Raw genomic sequence first — 17,071 nt, 5'->3', positions numbered from 1 at the left:
CAGATTGTGTAGCCAGATGGCGGCCTGGTCGCAGGACAGGCAGCAGGCTTCCTTTTCCCCGGGGTAAGCCTACCGAATAGCGGAAACCGCCGCGATGGGCACAACTGCCCGGGCTGTGGCCGGGCATGGGGCCTAGCAATGCGGTGCCCCAAGCCCGGCGGGATCGGCGAGCGTGGTGTGGCCGGCGATCACGTAGCGGCCAACATTCCGTGCCGAGCCGGATTCAACCCGCCACCATCGGACGATCCCGTTGCCGGACCAGTTGTCGCTCTGGTCGATCCAGCACGCCACCATGATGCGGTCCTGGTCCGTCTTGTAGAACCAGGGCGGGCTGTCCGCGTTGACGCCGTCACAGTCGAAGTAGGGACTTGGCCGGTAGTTCGATCCCCCCAGGGTGAAGGTGCAGCTCCTCACGAAGTTGGGGTCGGAGGTCTTGATCCGGGTTTCCCACAGGCCCTGCTTGCCCGCGGTGGCGCTGGCGGTAACCACCGCGCTGCCGGTGCCGACGGAGTTGAAGGTCTGGACCGCGATGGTGACGGTGTCACCGAAGTTGGCCGTGTTGACCGTCCTGCTGCCGGAGGGGGCAACGTTCTCCCAGCCGCCGTTGTTGATCTTGATCCTCGTTTGCGCCACGTCGTTGGTGCTGGTGGACGGGGAGGACCAGTTCAGGGTGGCGGATTTTTGGTTTACACCGCCGTTTTGGCCGGACGCCGAGGGAGTCCCCGGGGAGCCGTACGGCGTGGCGGTGGCAGGGGCGCTTCCATCAGAACTCGGGGCCACCGTGGAGTTGGCGACGACGGTGATACTGACGGCGTTGCCGTTGGTGAAGCCGCCGATGGTCTGGCCGGGCGTGATGGGCCCGCGGGCACCGTTGCTGGCGTTGTAGCTGTAGCTGACTTCGTTTTCGGCAGAACCGTTGCGTTCCGCGGCGGTCAGTTTACGGAAGTCCACTGTCACGGCGCGTCCTGCTCCGCCGGTGTTCGCCGGCGTGGCCGTCACGCCGGAGACCGCCGCCAGCTTGCCCGTGGCGCGCCGGGGCGCGGAGGGCGGGCTGACCGCGCCCTTGCCGGCCTTGTTCTCAGCCTGCACCGTGAACGTGTAGGCGGCCTCAGAGTTGTTGGCGGTGAAGTTTGCGGTGCGGACGTTGCCGGGGACGGTCTGCGCCTGGGCGGGGGCGTTGCCGCCGCTCATGGTGACGTAATAGGTGCTGATCGGATCACCGTTGGTATTGGGTTCGGCCCACGTGACCCGAAGCTGGTTCTGGGTCCCAACGGATGCTGCGACGGCGGACGAAGGTGCTGCAGGTGGCGCCGGGACACCGGCGGGATTGTCCTCCGCTGAATAGGTACCCCAGTCGGAGGCGCCAAGCTCGTTGACGGCCTGGGCGCGCACCTTGTACTTCACGCCGTTGGTGAGGCCGGTCCAGGTGTAGTTCAGCCCGGCGACCTCGTTCTTTACCGCGACGCCGCTGGCCGGTGGCGGTGAGATCTCCAGGTTGTAGTGCTTCACCGGCGAGCCCTCGGTTTTCGCCGATGGCCAAGTGATGGCCATGGTCTTGTCCCCGGCCTTCACCGTGGGCGCCTCCGGTGGCGATGGCTTCTCGTCAGGCCGGATTTCGTTGGACTGCGGCGAGGCCTGCGAGTCCCCCACCTCGTTGGTGGCGAGCACCGTGAAAACGTACTTCACGTTGTTGGTGAGCCCACTCAACGTGCAGGTGGTGGTGGGGCACTTCTGTTCGAAGCCGTTGTTCGAGCGGACGGTGTACCCCGTGATGGGAGCGCCGTTGTCCGACGGCGGCGCCCACTTGAGAACGGCGGTGCGGCTGCGGACGTCGGTGGCGCTGGGGGCAGAGGGTGCGTCGGGTTTGCCGCGGACGGTGAGCCGCAGCCGGCCGTCCACCTGGCGGGACAGGTCGCCCGTCTTGTCGGCCAAGGTGTAGCGGACCACCATGACGCCCTTGTACCCGTCAGCCGGGGTAACGGTGACGCTGTCCCCCGACACGGACGGCTGGCCTGCTGCGGCGCCCGTCTCCACGGTGGCGCCAACGATCCGCAGGGGCGTATCCGGGAAGGGGTTGAAGTCGTTGGCCAGGACGTTGACCTGTTCCGTCTTTCCTGCGTTGGCCTTGTCCACCGCATCGTCGTTGGCCACCGGCAGGGGCCGGTTGGAGGCCACGTGGCGTGCGCTGATGGTGGCGCCGACGGCGGGTGACCTGCCGTCGGTGACCTTCACCTGGATGTTTCCGGTGACGCCGATGCCAAGGGAACCATCGGCAGTGATGGCGAGGGTGGCGCCGTCGACCTTTGCGCTGAAGCCGGCGGGAAGCGTCCCGTCCAGTTCGAAGCGGAGGTTGTCCTTGTCCCGTTCGTCGACGTCCTTGGCCAGTCCGGCGAGGTCCACCGTTGCCGTTTCGGCCCTGGGGACGTCCACGGAGGTGCCGCTGAACGTGGGCGGGTGGTTGGCGTTGGGGTCCGGGATCACCTTGGTCATGATGACCAGGGTGGATTTCAGGCCGTCGGCGTCGTCGGGTCCGGAGCCGTCCGTTACTTCGAAGGTGATGGAGCCCGGGCCCACATAGTCCGGTTTGGCGGTGTAGCGCAGGGCTTTGCCGTCGGACCGGATGATGCCCTCCGGGGAGCCGCCCTGGACCTGGACGGAGTCGGCCACAGTGATCCGGGCGCTGCGGCCACTGCGGACCCGGACGTATTCGGACAGGTCCAGGGTGGCGTCCTTGCCGGACATGACCTCAACGGTGTCGGTCTTGGCGAGGGTAGGGTACTGCGCGCCCTGGCCCGTGATCCACATCAGGGCAGTGGAGGTGAGGCCGTCGACGTCCGTGACCGTGTAGGGGATCAGCTGGTCTTCCGGGGTGAGGGTCACCACCACGTTGCCCGACCCGCCCGGGCGGGCGTTGGGATTTCCGTCGGGCAGGCTGACCTTCAGGTCTGTGGCCACGCCGTCGGCGTCGGTGTCGTTTTTCAGGACCGGCACATCGACGGCGGTCTTGCCAAGGGTTTCTGCCACCGTTACCCGGTCATCCTTGGCCACGGGACGCTTGAGCTCGGCGTCCGGGCTGATCCGGATCCGGATGACGGCGCCGGAGGAAGCTTTCTTATCATCCTGGATGCGGTAGCTGATGCTTTCGTTGCCGGCAGCCCCGGGCGCCGTGAAGAGGACTCTGGCACCGTCTGTGGCCTCCACCTGCAACCCGGAACCGGCTTCGAAACCATCGGAGACCAGGCTGAGCGGGTCGCCGTCGGGGTCGGAGTCGTTCGCCAGGGCCTCCACCGCCACTTTGCGGCCCGGCCGGACATCCACGGGGTCGTCCACCGCAATGGGCTTCTGGTTGTTCGCCTCCGGCGGGGCGATGCCCACGATCACCGTGCCGGTGTTCTCTGCGCCGATCCGGTCCCGCACCCGGTAGGTGAAGCTATCGGTGCCGGCAGCGTCGCCCGCCGCCGTGAATTCCAGGTAGCCGTCCCGTACTACTGCGGTGCCCATGGCAGGTGCCTTGTCGATGCCGATGAGCTGGACGGAGTCGCCGTCGGCGTCGATGCCGTCCAGGGGCACGGGTACCTTGACGGTCATACCTGCCACCACGCGCGCGGTCAGGTTGCGCGGCTCGGGGCGGGAGTTCCGGTCATCGTCACGGGCGCGGATGCGGATGGTCACCTGCTGGGAATCCACTTGCCCGGATTCGTTCTGCACCTTGTAGATGGCGTATACGGTTTTCGCCTCGGGGCCGGCAACGAACCGCAGCTGGTCACCGGCCACGAACATGCGTCCATCGGCGGCATCCGGCTGCTGGGCGAGGTCGGGCAGGAGTGCGAGCCTGGAGCCGTTGGGGTCGGCGTCGTTGGCCAGGACGGGGATGGTGACGGCGTCGTTGACCCGGACGGTGGCTTCGTCCGGCTTTGCCTGTGGTGCCTGGAGCTTCGCCGGGGCGGGGACCATCAGTACGGCGATCTCGCCGGTCGCGGACGAGCGGCCGTTGGAGACGGTGTACCGGACGGTCAGCTGACCTTCGGCGCGGATGTCGGTAACCCGGACCACCGAGTGGTCAAGTACCGCAACGCTCACCGGCAGGCCGGCGTCGGCGGCGACGGACTGCACCACCAGTACGCCACCCGAGGGATCCGAGTCATTGCCCAGGACATCCACCAGTACGTCGCCGCCGGTGGGGAGCAGTGCGGTATCGCGGACGGCGACGGGAGCACCCTCGTCAGTGCCCGGCACCACATCCACGCGCACCAGCTGTTGGGCGCTGGCCGGGCCGTTGGTCACAAGGTAGCTGACGTAGTGGGCGCCGAGGGTGCGGGAGTTGAAGGTGAAAGTCTGCTGGTCCGGGTTGAGGGTGGCTGTGGACTCGGCATCGGGCGTGGCCTGCGCCAGGCGCAACGTGCCGCCTTGCGGGTCAGAATCGTTCTTCAACGGGGTGATGACGGTGTCGGTGCCGGCAACGGCCACCACGTGATCGGCGTTGGCGATCGGCGGCAGGGAGCCGGGGCTCCTGACATCCACGGTGACTTTGCCTTCGGCCGTGGCTTGTCCGTCCGACATTGTTACGGTCAGGTTTTTACGGCCGGGGGCGGCGCCGGAGTCCTGGAAGGTGAGCTGGCCGTCTGGGCGGATCCGGGCCTGGTCCAGCGGGTCGGTGCTGGACACGGAGACGGCGAACAAGTCGTCGCCGTCGGGGTCGATCCAGTCGGGAAGGATGTTCTGCGTGACGGCCTTGCCTGTTTGGACCACCAGGGTGGTGTTCCGGTTGGGCTTTTGCCGCGGCGGTGTGTTGCTGCCGGCCGGAATGACATTGAGGGTGATGTCGGCCGATGCAGAGAGTCCGCGGCCGTCATCCACTGTGTACTTGAAGGTTTCGCTGCCCGTCTTGTCCGCGGGCACCGCAACCTGCAGCCCGGTGGAGCCGTAGATGGGCGAAACGGAGCCCGTCTTGACGCCTTCCGGAGTGCGGACGGTCAGCACGTCGCCGTCGGGGTCAGAGTCATTGTCCAGGACAGGCAGGATGGTTGTTTTCCCTGCCCGGATGCCGAACTGGTCCGGTTTGGCCACGGGGGCGCTGTTGGGTTTGGTGCGGTCCGGCAAAACCGTCTGCTGCACCTCGTCCGCGGAGTCCTTGTCGGCGTCGTCGGAAGTTTCCTTTGGTGGGATGACGTCGTCCCAGTTGTTGACCAGCTGCATGTTCTGGTTCACCAGCCACACGTTCCCGGAGTTCACATCATTCAGGACCACCAGGTCCCGGTTCACCCGGAAAACATACGACGGCGACGCACTCGCCCTGGGCACGTCAACCTTCTTATCGTCACCATCATTGACGCAATCCCGGACATACTTGTTCGCACCCGACCACGCCGCATGCACACACCCGCCCAACTGCACCGGAGCAGCCGGAACACCCTCGCCGTCGAACGCCACCACCATCGCCGCTCCCCCGTCAAGCGGCTGCTTCAGCAACGCCTTCCGCGTGGCCAGCGCCACAACATCACTGCCCGGCCCCGCCTGCTGCAACTTCGCATCCCTGGCATTCTCCAACGCCAGCCGCTTGCCACCCGGCAGGAACAGGCTCCCCGCCGCGGCATCCAGCACCACCGGCCGGTCCCCCACCACCGTCACCTGCAGATCCCCGGCACCCTTAAGCCCATCCCACGTGCTGGACTCCGACGACGTCACCTCACCGTTGGCGTCAACACCCGTCACCGTCACAACACCGGTCTTAGGGTCCGCCGAATACACCCGGTCATCAGAGCCCACCGCAGAGACGATGCCCGCCGAACCGACCATCACCGGCTCCGACGCTTCCTTATCAAAACCATTCACGGTGGACGGCGACACCGCCCACACCTTCCCCGACGCAGCATCCGTCACCGAAATCGTCCGCGTCCCAAAACTCACATCAGCAGCCCCCGGCAACTGCTTATCCCCACCCAGGCGCATATTCGCCGGCGACACCTGATTCAACGTCGAACCAGTCTCGTCATCGACGAACACCTCACCTGCATGCTGCAACACATCGAACGTCGTCGACGCCGGCGTCACCGCACCGTCCAACACCCGCGACGGATAATTCAACCGCCCCACAGCATTCTTCGACTTCGACACCACCCACACGCCGCCGTCATTCAACTCCACCTCAGTGGTCTTAAACCCCGGATACAACACAGCACCCGTCACCACAACAGCAACCACAGCACCAAACGCAGTGCCGGTGAACCACCGCGATCGCGGCAGGCGGGGCCGTCGGGGCGCGCTGGCAGCAGGCCTCTGGGCGCGCGTTTGTCCGCGACGTGTCATGAGTGGAAATCCCCCGGTAAATCTAGGCTCTGTGCCTGCAGCCGGCGTCACAGGACCCCGGGCACCACAACGATACCGCTATACGCCAGCAAATGGACAAATTCTTCCGGGCGGCTTCGACGACTGCCGGTTTCCTAGTCCAGGACCAGGCCCTTGCCCCGGCCGCGGGTGAGGCGGACGGGATTGATCTCACCGAAGCCGCGGACATTTTCCGGGGCCTGGGGAATCATGATGAACCGCTCGTCGTGCTCCAGGGCGGAGGCCGTCATGGAGTCGACCAGAACCGTTCCGGGATCGGCAAGGGTGGTCAGCCGGGCGGCCAGGTTGACCGTGGGACCGTAGATGTCGCCCAGGCGGGACAGGATCCTGCCCCACACCATGGCCACCCGGGCTTCGGGAAGGATCTCGTCCTCGGTGAAGGCCTCGGCCAGCGCCAGGGAGATTTCGGCACCGGCCGCCGGAGTTTCGGCGATGTACAGGACTTCGTCGCCCACGGTCTTGACCAGACGGCCGCCGCCCACGGAGATGATTTCGGCGCACTTGTTTTCGAAGCGCTGGACCAGCCGGGCGAGGGTCTTTTCGTTCATCCGGCGGGACAGGCTGGTGTAGGAGACAAGGTCCGCGAAGCCAACCGCGCGGGCCAGGGGCAGCGGCGCGTCGTCCTCGTCGCCTTCACGGCCTTCCTCGCTGGCCTGCAGCCCGGCCTCGGCACGGACGGCGAGGCGCTGGACGCCGGCGTTGAGTTGGCGCCGCCATGAATACACCAGGACCTCTTCCAGCGCGTCCACCAGCGCGGGAAGTTCGTTGACCAGGCGCTTGCGGGCCACAGCATCGGTGACGCCCTGCTCGTGGACCATGTCCTCCACCAGGGCTTCGATCTGCCAGACCACCATGCGGTCCGTCATCTGCCCGATGGAGCGGGTCACCGAAATGGCTGCTTCTTCGGTCAGCTTGCCGGCGCGGACCAGGTCCACCACGGTGGACAGGGCGGCCTGGTCGCGTTCGGTGAAGGCAACGTCCTCGTCGCCGAAATTCGGAAACCCCAGTGCACGCCAGAGCTTGCGGGCAGAGAGCAGGGAGAGTCCGGCGCCGGCGGCAACTTCACGACGGCGGAGCTTCCGTTCCCCGCCCAGGAGGCGGGCTTCGAGGGCCTTCATGGCCAGGCGTTCGGCGGACATGGCGCCGGTGGGCGGGTGCCGGTCTGCATCCGGCATGGCCGCGGCCGGCGTGGAGCCGGGTTCCGGCGCGGATCCGGGTTCCGGTGCGGCGTCGCCGGAAGCGGCCACCTCCACGGGCGCAGCGTCAGGATCAAGGGCGGCGGTGGCAGGGGCGGTGCTGTCGACGCGTTCCTGCTGGTCCTCATCGGTCATCCCGTCCACCTTCTCTCATGTCCTCCGGAAAAGCACCGGCAGGGTAATGCGTCGCGCCATCCGGCTGGGCGCTGTCGTCCGGCAGTTCCCCGATGGCGTCGAGGATAAAGTCGCGGAATTTGGCAACCTCAGGCACGTCGCGGAAAGTCACCACGCCCTGGTACCCGGTTTCCAAGGATATATTCCCCGAGCGCACCAATCGCTGCAGCAGCGATTCGTGGACCGTCAGGTTACGCACCGACGCCAGGTTCACCTGCTGGTCCCGCCGGTTAAGCAGCCCGTACCGCGCCACCATCCGTTGGCTGGTAAGCGTGTAGCGGGTGCCCTGCCAGCGGAGCAGGCGGGGCAGGCAGTAGCCCAGCCAGACAGCCGCAGCAGCGAGGACGCAGGCAGTGACAAGCCACGGCGTCCACTGGCGGCCAAGGGCAGGAGCCATGCGGGCTGCCCCGCCGCGGACGATCCAGGCGCTGGCGTACGCCGCCAACGCCGGCGCCAGCACGAAGGCCACGGCTGCCCCGGCCAGCTTCCGGGGCTGCGGGCGGGTAGTGACGATGACCTGCTCCCCGGGAACCAGGATTCTACGCATAACCACCTTGGCCTGGCGCGTCCGGCGCCGTCCAGGGCCGCAGGTGCACCACGTCGCCGGCGGTCACCACGTGCTCCCGCGAGTCGCGGTCCACCACCAGCAGGGAGCCGTAATCGTCCAGGCGGGACGCGTGTCCAATGATCTCGTGGTCGCCGGGCAGCTGTGCGCGCACTTGCTTGCCCAGGGTGACCATCACGGCTTCCACCCTCTTGTGCAGCGACGGGCCACCGGCCATCCCGGCCGCAGGGTCGCCGTCGGCGTTGCAGAAACTGCGGTACAGGACCGCAAAGTGGGACAGGTAGCTTTTCAGCAGCGCGGTCCGGTCCGTGGTGCGGGCCCCTTCCAGGGCCACGGAGGTGGCGGTGGGCACCGGAAGTTCGCTTTCGGTCAGGGTGACGTTCAGGCCGGTCCCCAGGATCACCGGGGGCACGTTGCCATCAACCATCGGCCCCAGCTGGGCGAGGATGCCGGCGATTTTCCTGCCCCGCACCAGGACGTCGTTGGGCCATTTGAGCTCGGCCGGAATCCCGGCCGTTTCCAGGAGCGTCTCACGCAGCGCCAGCGCTGCGATCAGGGACAACCAGGAGTAGCTCTGGGTGGGCAGGGGCCTGCCGTCCGCGTTGACCGGACGCAGCACCACGGACACGGACACGGAGCTCAGTGGCGGCGCTTCCCAGCGCCTGTCCAGGCGTCCCCTGGCGGCGGTCTGGTACTCGGCGGTCAGCACGGAGAGGTCAGGCCAGGCCGAAGGTTCCACCGTGACACCGCGCAGGAGGTCCGCGTTGGTGGAGCCGGTGGAGTCCACCACGTCGATCCGCGGTATTCCGGTGGCAGAGAGGAAACGCTGGTCGGCCAGTTCCCCTCGGTTCAGGGGGGTGCCCGGTGCGTGTGCGTCGTCCATACCCAAATCCTACCGAGCCTGGCCCGGTCCCACCGAGCCGTCTGCCGCCCCGGGAAGGACAACCCGGCCACGCCCGTACGGCCGCCTAGAGGAAGATGTCCGGAACCAGACGGTCTTCGGGTGCTCCCAGGCTGTAAGGACGGAAATCGGTCACTCCCGCTGCCGCCAGGACCTGCTCGTCCGTGTAGAAGTTGCCCGACGGCGGCCCACCGGCGGCGAGGTTGCTGCCGGTCAGGATGGCGTGGGCGGCGTCCGCCATGATCTGCGGTCCACGCGCCGCCAGCACCATGGTTTCGCCGTGGGGCATGTTCCGGATGGCTGCGGTATCGATGAGGGTGCAGGGCCACAGGGAGTTGACCCTGATGCCGTCAGCCTTCAGTTCCTCCGCCAGCCCCAACGTGGTCAGGCTCATCCCGTATTTGGCCATGGTGTACGCAAGGTGCTTCCCCGCCCAGGAGGGGTGGAGGTTCAGCGGCGGCGAGAGCGTGAGGATGTGCCCCTGTTCCGACTTCCGGAGCGCCGGCAGCGCCAGCTTGGACAACAGGAAGGTGCCGCGGACGTTGATGTCCTGCATCAGGTCGTACTTTTTCATGTCCACTGCATCAGTGGTGGAAAGGTCGATGGCGGAGGCATTGTTGATGACGACGTCGATGCCGCCGAACCGCTCAACGGCTGCGGCCACGGCGCCGGCCACGTCTTCGTCCCTGCGCACATCGCCCACCAGCGGCAGCGCCTGGCCGCCGGCCTCCTCGAGCTGCGCAGCCGCCGTATACACGGTGCCCGCCAGCTTGGGGTGCGGCTCCCCCGTTTTGGCCAGCAGCACTATATTGGCGCCGTCCCGCGCCGCCCTTGTGGCAATGGCCAGTCCGATTCCGCGGCTGCCGCCGGAGATGAGGATGGTCCTGCCCGCCAGGGAACCGGTGGCCCGGTAGGGGCTTTCGGGAGCATGCAAAGCATCATCGCTTGAAGTCATGGCAACACTGTAACCCAACTAAGTTACCGGCGAGTAACATTGAGGGGACGTGGCAGGAACGGCAGAAAATTGTAGGTTCCCTACAGCTGCGGGCGTCCAAAGCGTCACTAGACTTGCCAGCAGGGTTCGTCTTTTGTGTGGATGCTACTTAAAGCTCCGGACAGTACGGGCCCGCCAGCCAACAGAATTGACCTGCTACAGAGCCGGAGACACTTGATGAGCCACGATCTGACAACGACTGCGGGAAAGATTGCCGATTTCCGCGACCGCCAGGCGCGCGCCGAACAGCCCTCCGGCCCCGAAGCCATCGAAAAGCAGCATGCGCGCGGCAAGAACACGGCCCGCGAGCGCATCGCCCTGCTGCTGGACGAAGACTCGTTTGTAGAATTCGACGCCCTGGCCGTGCACCGCTCCACCGCCTTCGGCATGGAGAAGAAGAAACCCCTGGGCGATGGCCTGGTCTCCGGCTACGGCACCGTCGACGGCCGGCTGGTGGCGGTGTACAGCCAGGACTTCACTGTCTACGGCGGATCGCTGAGCCAGGTCAACGGCGAAAAAATAGTCAAGGTGCAGGAGTTCGCGCTCCGCAACGGCTGCCCCGTCGTCGGCATCCTGGACGGCGGCGGCGCCCGCATCCAGGAAGGCGTGGCCTCGCTGGCCATGTTCGCGGACATCTTCCGCAACAACGTCCACGCCAGCGGCGTGGTGCCGCAGATCTCCCTGATCATGGGGCCTTCCGCCGGCGGCGCCGCCTACTCCCCGGCCCTCACCGACTACGTGGTGATGGTGGACAAGACCTCGCACATGTTCATTACCGGCCCCGACGTCATCAAGACCGTCACCGGCGAGGATGTGGACATGGAAACCCTGGGCGGCGCCCGGCAGCACAATGCCACCACCGGAACGTCCGCCTACCTGGCCTCGGATGAGACCGACGCCATCGAGTTCGTGCGCGAACTGCTGGACTTCCTGCCTTCCAACAACCTCTCCGAGGCACCGGTGCTGGGGCACCAGCAGGAGTTGGAGGTCGACGACGACGACCTCGCCCTGGACACGCTGGTTCCGGATTCCGCCAACCAGCCCTACGACATGCGCGCCGTCGTCGAACAGATCGTGGACGACGGGCACTTCCTGGAGATGCAGGCCCTGTACGCCCCCAACGTGATGATCGGCTACGGCCGGGTGGAGGGCCACACCGTGGGCATCGTGGCCAACCAGCCGCTGCAGTTCGCCGGCACCCTGGACATCGCGGCGTCAGAGAAGGCCGCCCGGTTCGTGCGGCACTGCGACGCCTTCAACATCCCCATCATCACCCTGGTGGACGTCCCCGGGTTCCTCCCCGGCAAGGACCAGGAATTCCAGGGCATCATCCGCCGCGGCGCCAAACTCCTCTACGCCTACGCCGAGGCCACTGTTCCAAAGCTCACCGTCATCACCCGCAAGGCCTACGGCGGCGCCTACATCGTGATGGGTTCCAAGAAGCTCGGCGCCGACCTGAACCTGGCATGGCCCACGGCCCAGATCGGTGTGATGGGCGCCCAGGGCGCGGTGAACATCCTCTACCGGCGCGACCTCGCCGCGGTCGCCCAGGACGGCGGCGACGTTGAGGCCCGCCGCGCCGAGGTGATCCGCCAGTACGAGGAAGAACTCCTCAACCCGTACCAGGCAGCCGAACTGGGTTACGTGGACGCCGTCATCGCCCCCTCCGATACCCGGATCCAAATCATCAAGGGACTGCGTGCCCTGCGCGACAAACGCGCCAGCCTCCCCGCCAAGAAGCATGGGAACATCCCGCTGTGATGGCCACCGAAAATACCGGGACCGGGCCGGCCGCCGAAGCGCTTGCCGCTCCGCTGCTCTCTGTGGTCAAAGGACAGCCGAACGCCGAGGAACTGGCCGCACTGACCGCCGTCGTCCTCTCCCTTGGCGGCGCCGAACCTGCACGTGCGGACAAACCGACCGTTCGGCACTGGGTGCGCCGGCAGCAGCTCAAGCTCGAACCCACGCCCGGTCCCGGCGCCTGGAAACGAAGCCGCGGCTGAGTCCCGGGCGTGGATCCCCGGCGGCGTGGGCCCAGGCCTCGGCGCAGTCCGGGCGATAGTCTCGTCATGTGACTACAGACACTGCACCCGCCGCGCGCCCGCACACCCGGATCGACGCCGTCGCGGACAACTACACGGACACCCTCATCAGGCTCAACCCGACCTTCGCCACCACCCTTGGCCTGCCGGGACATGAAACGGAGTACCAGGATTTCTCCCCCGCCGGCATTGCCGGATTCGCGGAGGCGGCGCGGGAGGCCCTGGTTGCCCTGGAGGGCCTGGAACCGGAAGACGACGTGGACGCCGTCACCCTGGACGCCATGCGGGAACGGCTCGGCCTGCAACTGCTGATCCACGCCTCCGGCTGGGAATACGCGGACCTGAACAACATCGCCTCCCCGGCCCAGGACATCAGGGCCATCTTCGACCTCATGCCCACCGGCACCGAACAGGACTGGGAGCACATCGCCGGGCGCGCCCACAACGTGCCGGCCGCCATCAGCGGCTACACCGAATCCCTGCGCATGGCCAGGGACTCCGGCCGGGTGGCCGCTGCCCGCCAGGTGCGGACCGTCATCGAACAGGTGACCAAGTACGCCGCCCCGGACGGCTTCTTCGCCAAACTGGCCGCAGAGGCCACCACGGCTGACGGGCCACTGCCCGCTGCGCTGCAAACTACGCTCGACGCCGGTGCTGACGCCGCCCGGGGTGCCTACGCCCGGCTGGCAGAATTCCTGCGCACCGAACTGCTCCCCGCCGCGCCTGAGAAGGACGCCGTGGGCAGGGCCCGCTACGCCCTGGCCTCCCGCTCCTTCCTGGGGGCGGAAGTGGACCTGGAAGAAACGTACGCCTGGGGCGTCGAGGAACTGGACCGCCTCATCGCGGAACAGGAGCGCGTTGCGGACACCATCAAGGCAGGCGCCACCATCGCCGAAGCCAAGGACATCCTCAACAACGACCCCTCCCGGCAACTGAAAGGCACCGAGGCGCTCCGCGGATGGATGCAGGGCCTCTCCGACAAAGCCGTTGCCGAACTCGCCGGAGTGCACTTCGACATCCCCGACGTCATGAAGAAACTCGAGTGCCGGATCGCTCCCACCGACGAGGGCGGCATCTACTACACCGGCCCGTCCGACGACTTCAGCCGCCCCGGCCGCATGTGGTGGTCCGTCCCCGCCGGCGAGGACACGTTCACCACCTGGGCAGAAACCACCACCGTCTACCACGAGGGCGTCCCGGGCCACCACCTCCAGGTGGCCACCGCAACCTACCGCCGCGAGCTGCTGAACAAATGGCGCCGGAACGTCTGCTGGACCTCCGGCCACGGCGAAGGCTGGGCACTCTACGCGGAAAAGCTCATGCAGGAACTGGGCTACCTCAACGATCCCGGCGACCACATGGGCATGCTGGACATGCAGCGCATGCGCGCCGCCCGCGTGGTCTTCGACATCGGCGTGCACCTCGAACTCGAGATGCCCCAACGCTGGGGATCCGGCACCTGGACCGCGGACAAGGGCTACGGCTTCCTCAAGGAAAACCTCCCCATCAGCGAAGGCCAACTCAACTTCGAGTTCACCCGCTACCTCGGCTGGCCGGGCCAGGCCCCCTCCTACAAAGTAGGCCAGCGCCTCTGGGAACAGATCCGCGCCGAACTTGAGGCCCGGCCCGGGTTCGACCTCAAGGAGTTCCACACCAAGGCCCTCAACATCGGCTCCGTTGGACTCGACACGCTCCGCCGGGCGCTGCTCTCGTAGTCTCCCCCCTTCGGGGAGGGAGGGCAACAGGAGACATTAAGCACACCCGGGGCGGGAATAAGTAACATAGGCCGCCGTCTGCCTTGTGTTTGCTCGGTTTGCCGGCTTCCTGCGTGAGCGTGGGCGCGTAATATTTCTCAATGTTCGTTCGTCGTGGTATGCGGGGTGGCTCTAGCGTAGTCGGGTGAGCACTCAGACAAGCACCCCGTCCCCCGCAGGGAAGACCGGATTCCAGCTGCCCAGGTGGGCGGGCTCGTTCGGCTTCCAGATCATCGCCGCCCTCATCGTGGGCCTTGGCCTCGGCCTGCTGGCCAAGTACACCGGCAGTACCAAGGCCAACCCCAACGCCCTCGGCGCCACCCTGCAGACCATCGGCTCAAGCTATGTGTCCCTGCTGCAGACCGCCGTGGTCCCGCTGATCTTTACCGCCGTCGTCAGCTCCATCTCCAACCTGCGCCAGGTGTCCAACGCCGCCAGGCTGGCCTGGAACACGCTCCTGTGGTTCGCCATTACGTCCCTGATCGCCGTGCTGATCGGCATCGGCCTGGGCGTGCTGCTGCAGCCCGGCGCCAACACCGGCATCAGCGGGGAAGCCAAGTACACCGGCAAGTCCGGTGACTGGTGGGCCTTCCTGGTGGGCCTCTTCCCCAAGAACTTCCTGGGCCTGGGTGCCAGCTCCACGGTCGGCGATTCCGGCGCCGTCACCACCTCGGTCAGCTTCAACGTCCTTCAGATCCTCGTGATCGCCATCGCCGTGGGCGTCGCCGCGCTCAAGGTGGGCAAGGCTGCGGAGCCGTTCCTCAACCTCAACGCCTCAGCCCTTGCCGTGATCCAGAAGGTCCTGTGGTGGATCATCCGCATCGCGCCGCTGGGCACCGTTGGCCTCATCGGCAACGCCGTGGCCGTCTACGGCTGGGACACCATCGGCTCGCTTGGCAAGTTCACCGTGGCCATCTACGCCGGCCTGGTCCTGGTGCTGTTCGTCGTCTACCCCATCCTGGTCCGCAGCCACGGACTGTCCATCAAGCAGTACTTCTCCGGCGTGTGGCCCGCCGTCCAGCTGGCCTTCGTGTCCCGCTCGTCCGTGGGAACCCTGCCGCTGACGCAGCGCGTCACCGAACGCAGCCTGGGCGTCCCCCGCGCCTACGCCTCCTTCGCCGTGCCGCTGGGCGCCACCACCAAGATGGACGGCTGCGCAGCCATCTACCCCGCGATCTCGGCAATCTTCGTGGCCCAGTTCTTCGGCATCCAGCTGGACTTCAGCCAGTACCTGCTGATCGCACTGGTTTCCGTCCTCGGTTCCGCCGCAACCGCCGGCACCACCGGCGCCGTGGTGATGCTCACCCTGACGCTCTCCACGCTGGGACTGCCGCTGGCCGGCGTCGGACTCCTCCTGGCCATTGATCCCATCCTGGACATGGGGCGCACCGCTGTGAACGTGGCCGGCCAGGCCCTGGTTCCCACCATCGTGGCCAAGCGCCAGGGCATCCTGGACGAATCGCTGTACAACGCACCCCGCAGCGGGACCCCGTTCGTGGATGACAGCGACGCCGATGCTGCCGCCGGCGAAACCGCTACCGACGGCACCAGCGCCGACACCGCACCCCGCGAACTGCAGGATGCAAAGGCGTAAGGCACAGCAGCAAGGAAAGGCGTCCCCGGGAGATTCTCCCGGGGACGCCTTTTTGCAATCAGGGCTGCGCGTATCGCTCAACAACAGTGATGGTCAGTGCCAGCCACCTCCGATTACCCCGTTCTGGATGGCTTTCGTCACGGCGTCGGCTTCAGCCTGGGTCAGCTTTCCATCCGCTACAGCCTTGTCCAGGCGGGACTTGAGTCCGGCTGCATGTTCGGCCTCTTCCTCGCTGCGGATCTCCTGCAGCGCTGCGGTCACCTTCGCTTCATCGATGCCCAGCGATGCAGCAAGGGACTTGGCGAGTGCAGCCTCGCGGGCGGCAGGATCCGGCTTCTGGCCCTCGGCCGGCGGCGTGGTGGGCTTGTTGGCTTCGCGGAAGGCCTTCAAGGCGTCGGCCACCTTGGCTTCATCAACGCCCAGCTTCGCTGCCAGCGCCGAGGCCTGCTCCATCCCATGGCCGCCGCGGCCGCCGTGCCTGCCCATGCCATCGGGGGCGCTGCCGGTAGTTCCGTCAGCGGCAGCACTGGAACCCGTGCTGGGTGTGGGAGTGGGCGTCGTGGTGGCGGATGCCATGCCGGCCACGCCGATTCCGGCACCAAGCGCCAGCGCTGCGGCCGTCAGGCCCACGGTCATCTTCTTCGTGCGTCTCATGTCGCGTCTCCTGATTCGCCGTCAACTGACGGCTCCTGGTGATTCGCCTCGGGCGAGGCATACCAAGCATCCGGCGCAAGGATCAGGAAGGGCTGTCGGGAAGCTATGGTTCTCCTGTGAATTTAAGTTGCATTGAGTGCAAACTTGCACGTAGTGTAAGCGCGTGACATCACCCGTTGCCCCGCCGGACGAACCCGCCGCACCTTCCCGGCGCGAGCTGAACAAGGCCGCCACCCGCCAGGCGATTACCGACGCCGCACTGGGACTCCTGCGCTCCAAAGGCCCCGGAAACTTCACGGTGGAAGACATCGCCGACGCCGCGGGGATCTCGCGCCGCACCTTCTTCAACTACTTCAGCAGCACCGACGCCGCCCTCGCCTCCATCGTCCATGGCTTCCTGGACAACGCGATTCAGCAGTTGCGCCTCCGCCCGGCGGACGAGCCCATGCTGGAATCCGCCCAGGCCGCGCTGATGGCCCTTGCCGACCCCAAGGCCGTGGCGCCGCTGGCGGAACTGTTCACGCTGACCCAGCAGAGCCCGCTGATGTCGCACCCGGAACTCGAGGCGTGGGACCACTGCCGGGCGCAGGTCTTCACCGTCGCCCGCGAACGCCTCGCCGGCACCCCCGGCGCCCAGGACGAGCTTTATGTCCACGCCCTGGCCGGCTCGATCATCTCCTGCGGAAAGGCCGCCATGGAGGTGTGGTTCAGCCGCCGCGGTCCGGACCTGACACCCGCATCCCTGGCCGAGCTCCGGCAGTTGCTCATCGATGCCATGGCCCTGCTGGCCACCGGCTTCAACACCCCCGCTCCACCATCCGCCACCCGTTCCTCCTGATCAGATCGGTTCAC

11 protein-coding genes are annotated in these 17,071 nt (G+C 66.8%); 5 read left to right on the top strand and 6 right to left on the bottom strand.

The window, feature by feature from the left end; genetic code table 11:
- Window positions 1-132 precede the first annotated feature (132 nt).
- The 5 genes from ACEN9K_RS07895 to ACEN9K_RS07875 form a co-directional block, all read right to left on the bottom strand.
- The gene (locus ACEN9K_RS07895; RefSeq protein ID WP_495635508.1) at window positions 133-6,306 is read right to left on the bottom strand and encodes an Ig-like domain-containing protein; all 6,174 of its coding nucleotides are present in this window, start codon (window positions 6,304-6,306) and stop codon (window positions 133-135) included.
- Between the two features lie 134 nt (window positions 6,307-6,440).
- Entirely contained in the window at window positions 6,441-7,520 is a 1,080-nt protein-coding gene (locus ACEN9K_RS07890; protein WP_223995152.1) for an adenylate/guanylate cyclase domain-containing protein, read from the bottom strand.
- Window positions 7,521-7,665: 145 nt separating this feature from the next.
- Window positions 7,666-8,262, bottom strand: a complete 597-nt coding sequence (locus ACEN9K_RS07885) for a PH domain-containing protein (RefSeq protein WP_018770088.1) — start codon at window positions 8,260-8,262, stop codon at window positions 7,666-7,668.
- The gene (locus ACEN9K_RS07880) at window positions 8,255-9,163 is read right to left on the bottom strand and encodes a biotin--[acetyl-CoA-carboxylase] ligase (protein WP_134164515.1); all 909 of its coding nucleotides are present in this window, start codon (window positions 9,161-9,163) and stop codon (window positions 8,255-8,257) included. The genes ACEN9K_RS07885 and ACEN9K_RS07880 overlap by 8 nt, the downstream gene beginning before the upstream one ends.
- A gap of 85 nt (window positions 9,164-9,248) precedes the next feature.
- Window positions 9,249-10,136 carry an SDR family oxidoreductase gene (locus ACEN9K_RS07875; protein WP_224084385.1) on the bottom strand — a complete coding sequence of 296 codons (888 nt, stop codon included), beginning with the start codon at window positions 10,134-10,136 and terminating at the stop codon, window positions 9,249-9,251.
- 216 nt (window positions 10,137-10,352) lie between these two features.
- On the opposite strand from ACEN9K_RS07875, the gene ACEN9K_RS07870 reads away from it, so the two are divergent.
- From ACEN9K_RS07870 to ACEN9K_RS07855, 4 genes are all read left to right on the top strand, one after another.
- On the top strand, window positions 10,353-11,936 hold the full coding sequence (locus ACEN9K_RS07870; protein WP_018770091.1) for an acyl-CoA carboxylase subunit beta: 1,584 nt from the start codon (window positions 10,353-10,355) through the stop codon (window positions 11,934-11,936).
- Entirely contained in the window at window positions 11,936-12,178 is a 243-nt protein-coding gene (locus tag ACEN9K_RS07865; protein WP_224084473.1) for an acyl-CoA carboxylase subunit epsilon, read from the top strand. Before ACEN9K_RS07870 ends, ACEN9K_RS07865 begins: the two co-directional genes overlap by 1 nt.
- Before the next feature lie 68 nt (window positions 12,179-12,246).
- The gene (locus tag ACEN9K_RS07860; protein WP_495635507.1) at window positions 12,247-13,932 is read left to right on the top strand and encodes a DUF885 domain-containing protein; all 1,686 of its coding nucleotides are present in this window, start codon (window positions 12,247-12,249) and stop codon (window positions 13,930-13,932) included.
- A gap of 184 nt (window positions 13,933-14,116) precedes the next feature.
- Complete coding sequence (locus ACEN9K_RS07855; protein ID WP_495635506.1) at window positions 14,117-15,565, top strand: dicarboxylate/amino acid:cation symporter; 1,449 nt, start codon at window positions 14,117-14,119, stop codon at window positions 15,563-15,565.
- 93 nt (window positions 15,566-15,658) lie between these two features.
- On the opposite strand, the gene ACEN9K_RS07850 is transcribed toward ACEN9K_RS07855, so the two are convergent.
- Entirely contained in the window at window positions 15,659-16,219 is a 561-nt protein-coding gene (locus ACEN9K_RS07850) for a hypothetical protein (protein WP_495635505.1), read from the bottom strand.
- 163 nt (window positions 16,220-16,382) lie between these two features.
- Here ACEN9K_RS07850 and ACEN9K_RS07845 point away from each other — a divergent pair, with 163 nt between their 5' ends.
- Window positions 16,383-17,057 (top strand): TetR/AcrR family transcriptional regulator, encoded by a 675-nt coding sequence (locus ACEN9K_RS07845; protein WP_495635504.1) that lies wholly within the window; start codon window positions 16,383-16,385, stop codon window positions 17,055-17,057.
- Window positions 17,058-17,071: the final 14 nt, after the last annotated feature.

Source organism: Pseudarthrobacter sp. Pseusp20, assembly GCF_059492155.1.
Note: the sequence above shows the minus strand (reverse complement) of the source record. Positions and strands in the feature narration are given on the sequence as shown.

What these genes read in the sequence shown, in the direction of transcription:
- ACEN9K_RS07850 (WP_495635505.1), bottom strand. Translation starts at nt 16,219, where the DNA reads ATGAGACGCACGAAGAAGATGACCGTGGGCCTGACGGCCGCAGCGCTG.
- ACEN9K_RS07890 (WP_223995152.1), bottom strand. Translation starts at nt 7,520, where the DNA reads ATGCCGGATGCAGACCGGCACCCGCCCACCGGCGCCATGTCCGCCGAA.
- ACEN9K_RS07865 (WP_224084473.1), top strand. Translation starts at nt 11,936, where the DNA reads ATGGCCACCGAAAATACCGGGACCGGGCCGGCCGCCGAAGCGCTTGCC.
- ACEN9K_RS07870 (WP_018770091.1), top strand. Translation starts at nt 10,353, where the DNA reads ATGAGCCACGATCTGACAACGACTGCGGGAAAGATTGCCGATTTCCGC.
- ACEN9K_RS07880 (WP_134164515.1), bottom strand. Translation starts at nt 9,163, where the DNA reads ATGGACGACGCACACGCACCGGGCACCCCCCTGAACCGAGGGGAACTG.
- ACEN9K_RS07895 (WP_495635508.1), bottom strand. Translation starts at nt 6,306, where the DNA reads ATGACACGTCGCGGACAAACGCGCGCCCAGAGGCCTGCTGCCAGCGCG.
- ACEN9K_RS07885 (WP_018770088.1), bottom strand. Translation starts at nt 8,262, where the DNA reads ATGCGTAGAATCCTGGTTCCCGGGGAGCAGGTCATCGTCACTACCCGC.
- ACEN9K_RS07875 (WP_224084385.1), bottom strand. Translation starts at nt 10,136, where the DNA reads ATGACTTCAAGCGATGATGCTTTGCATGCTCCCGAAAGCCCCTACCGG.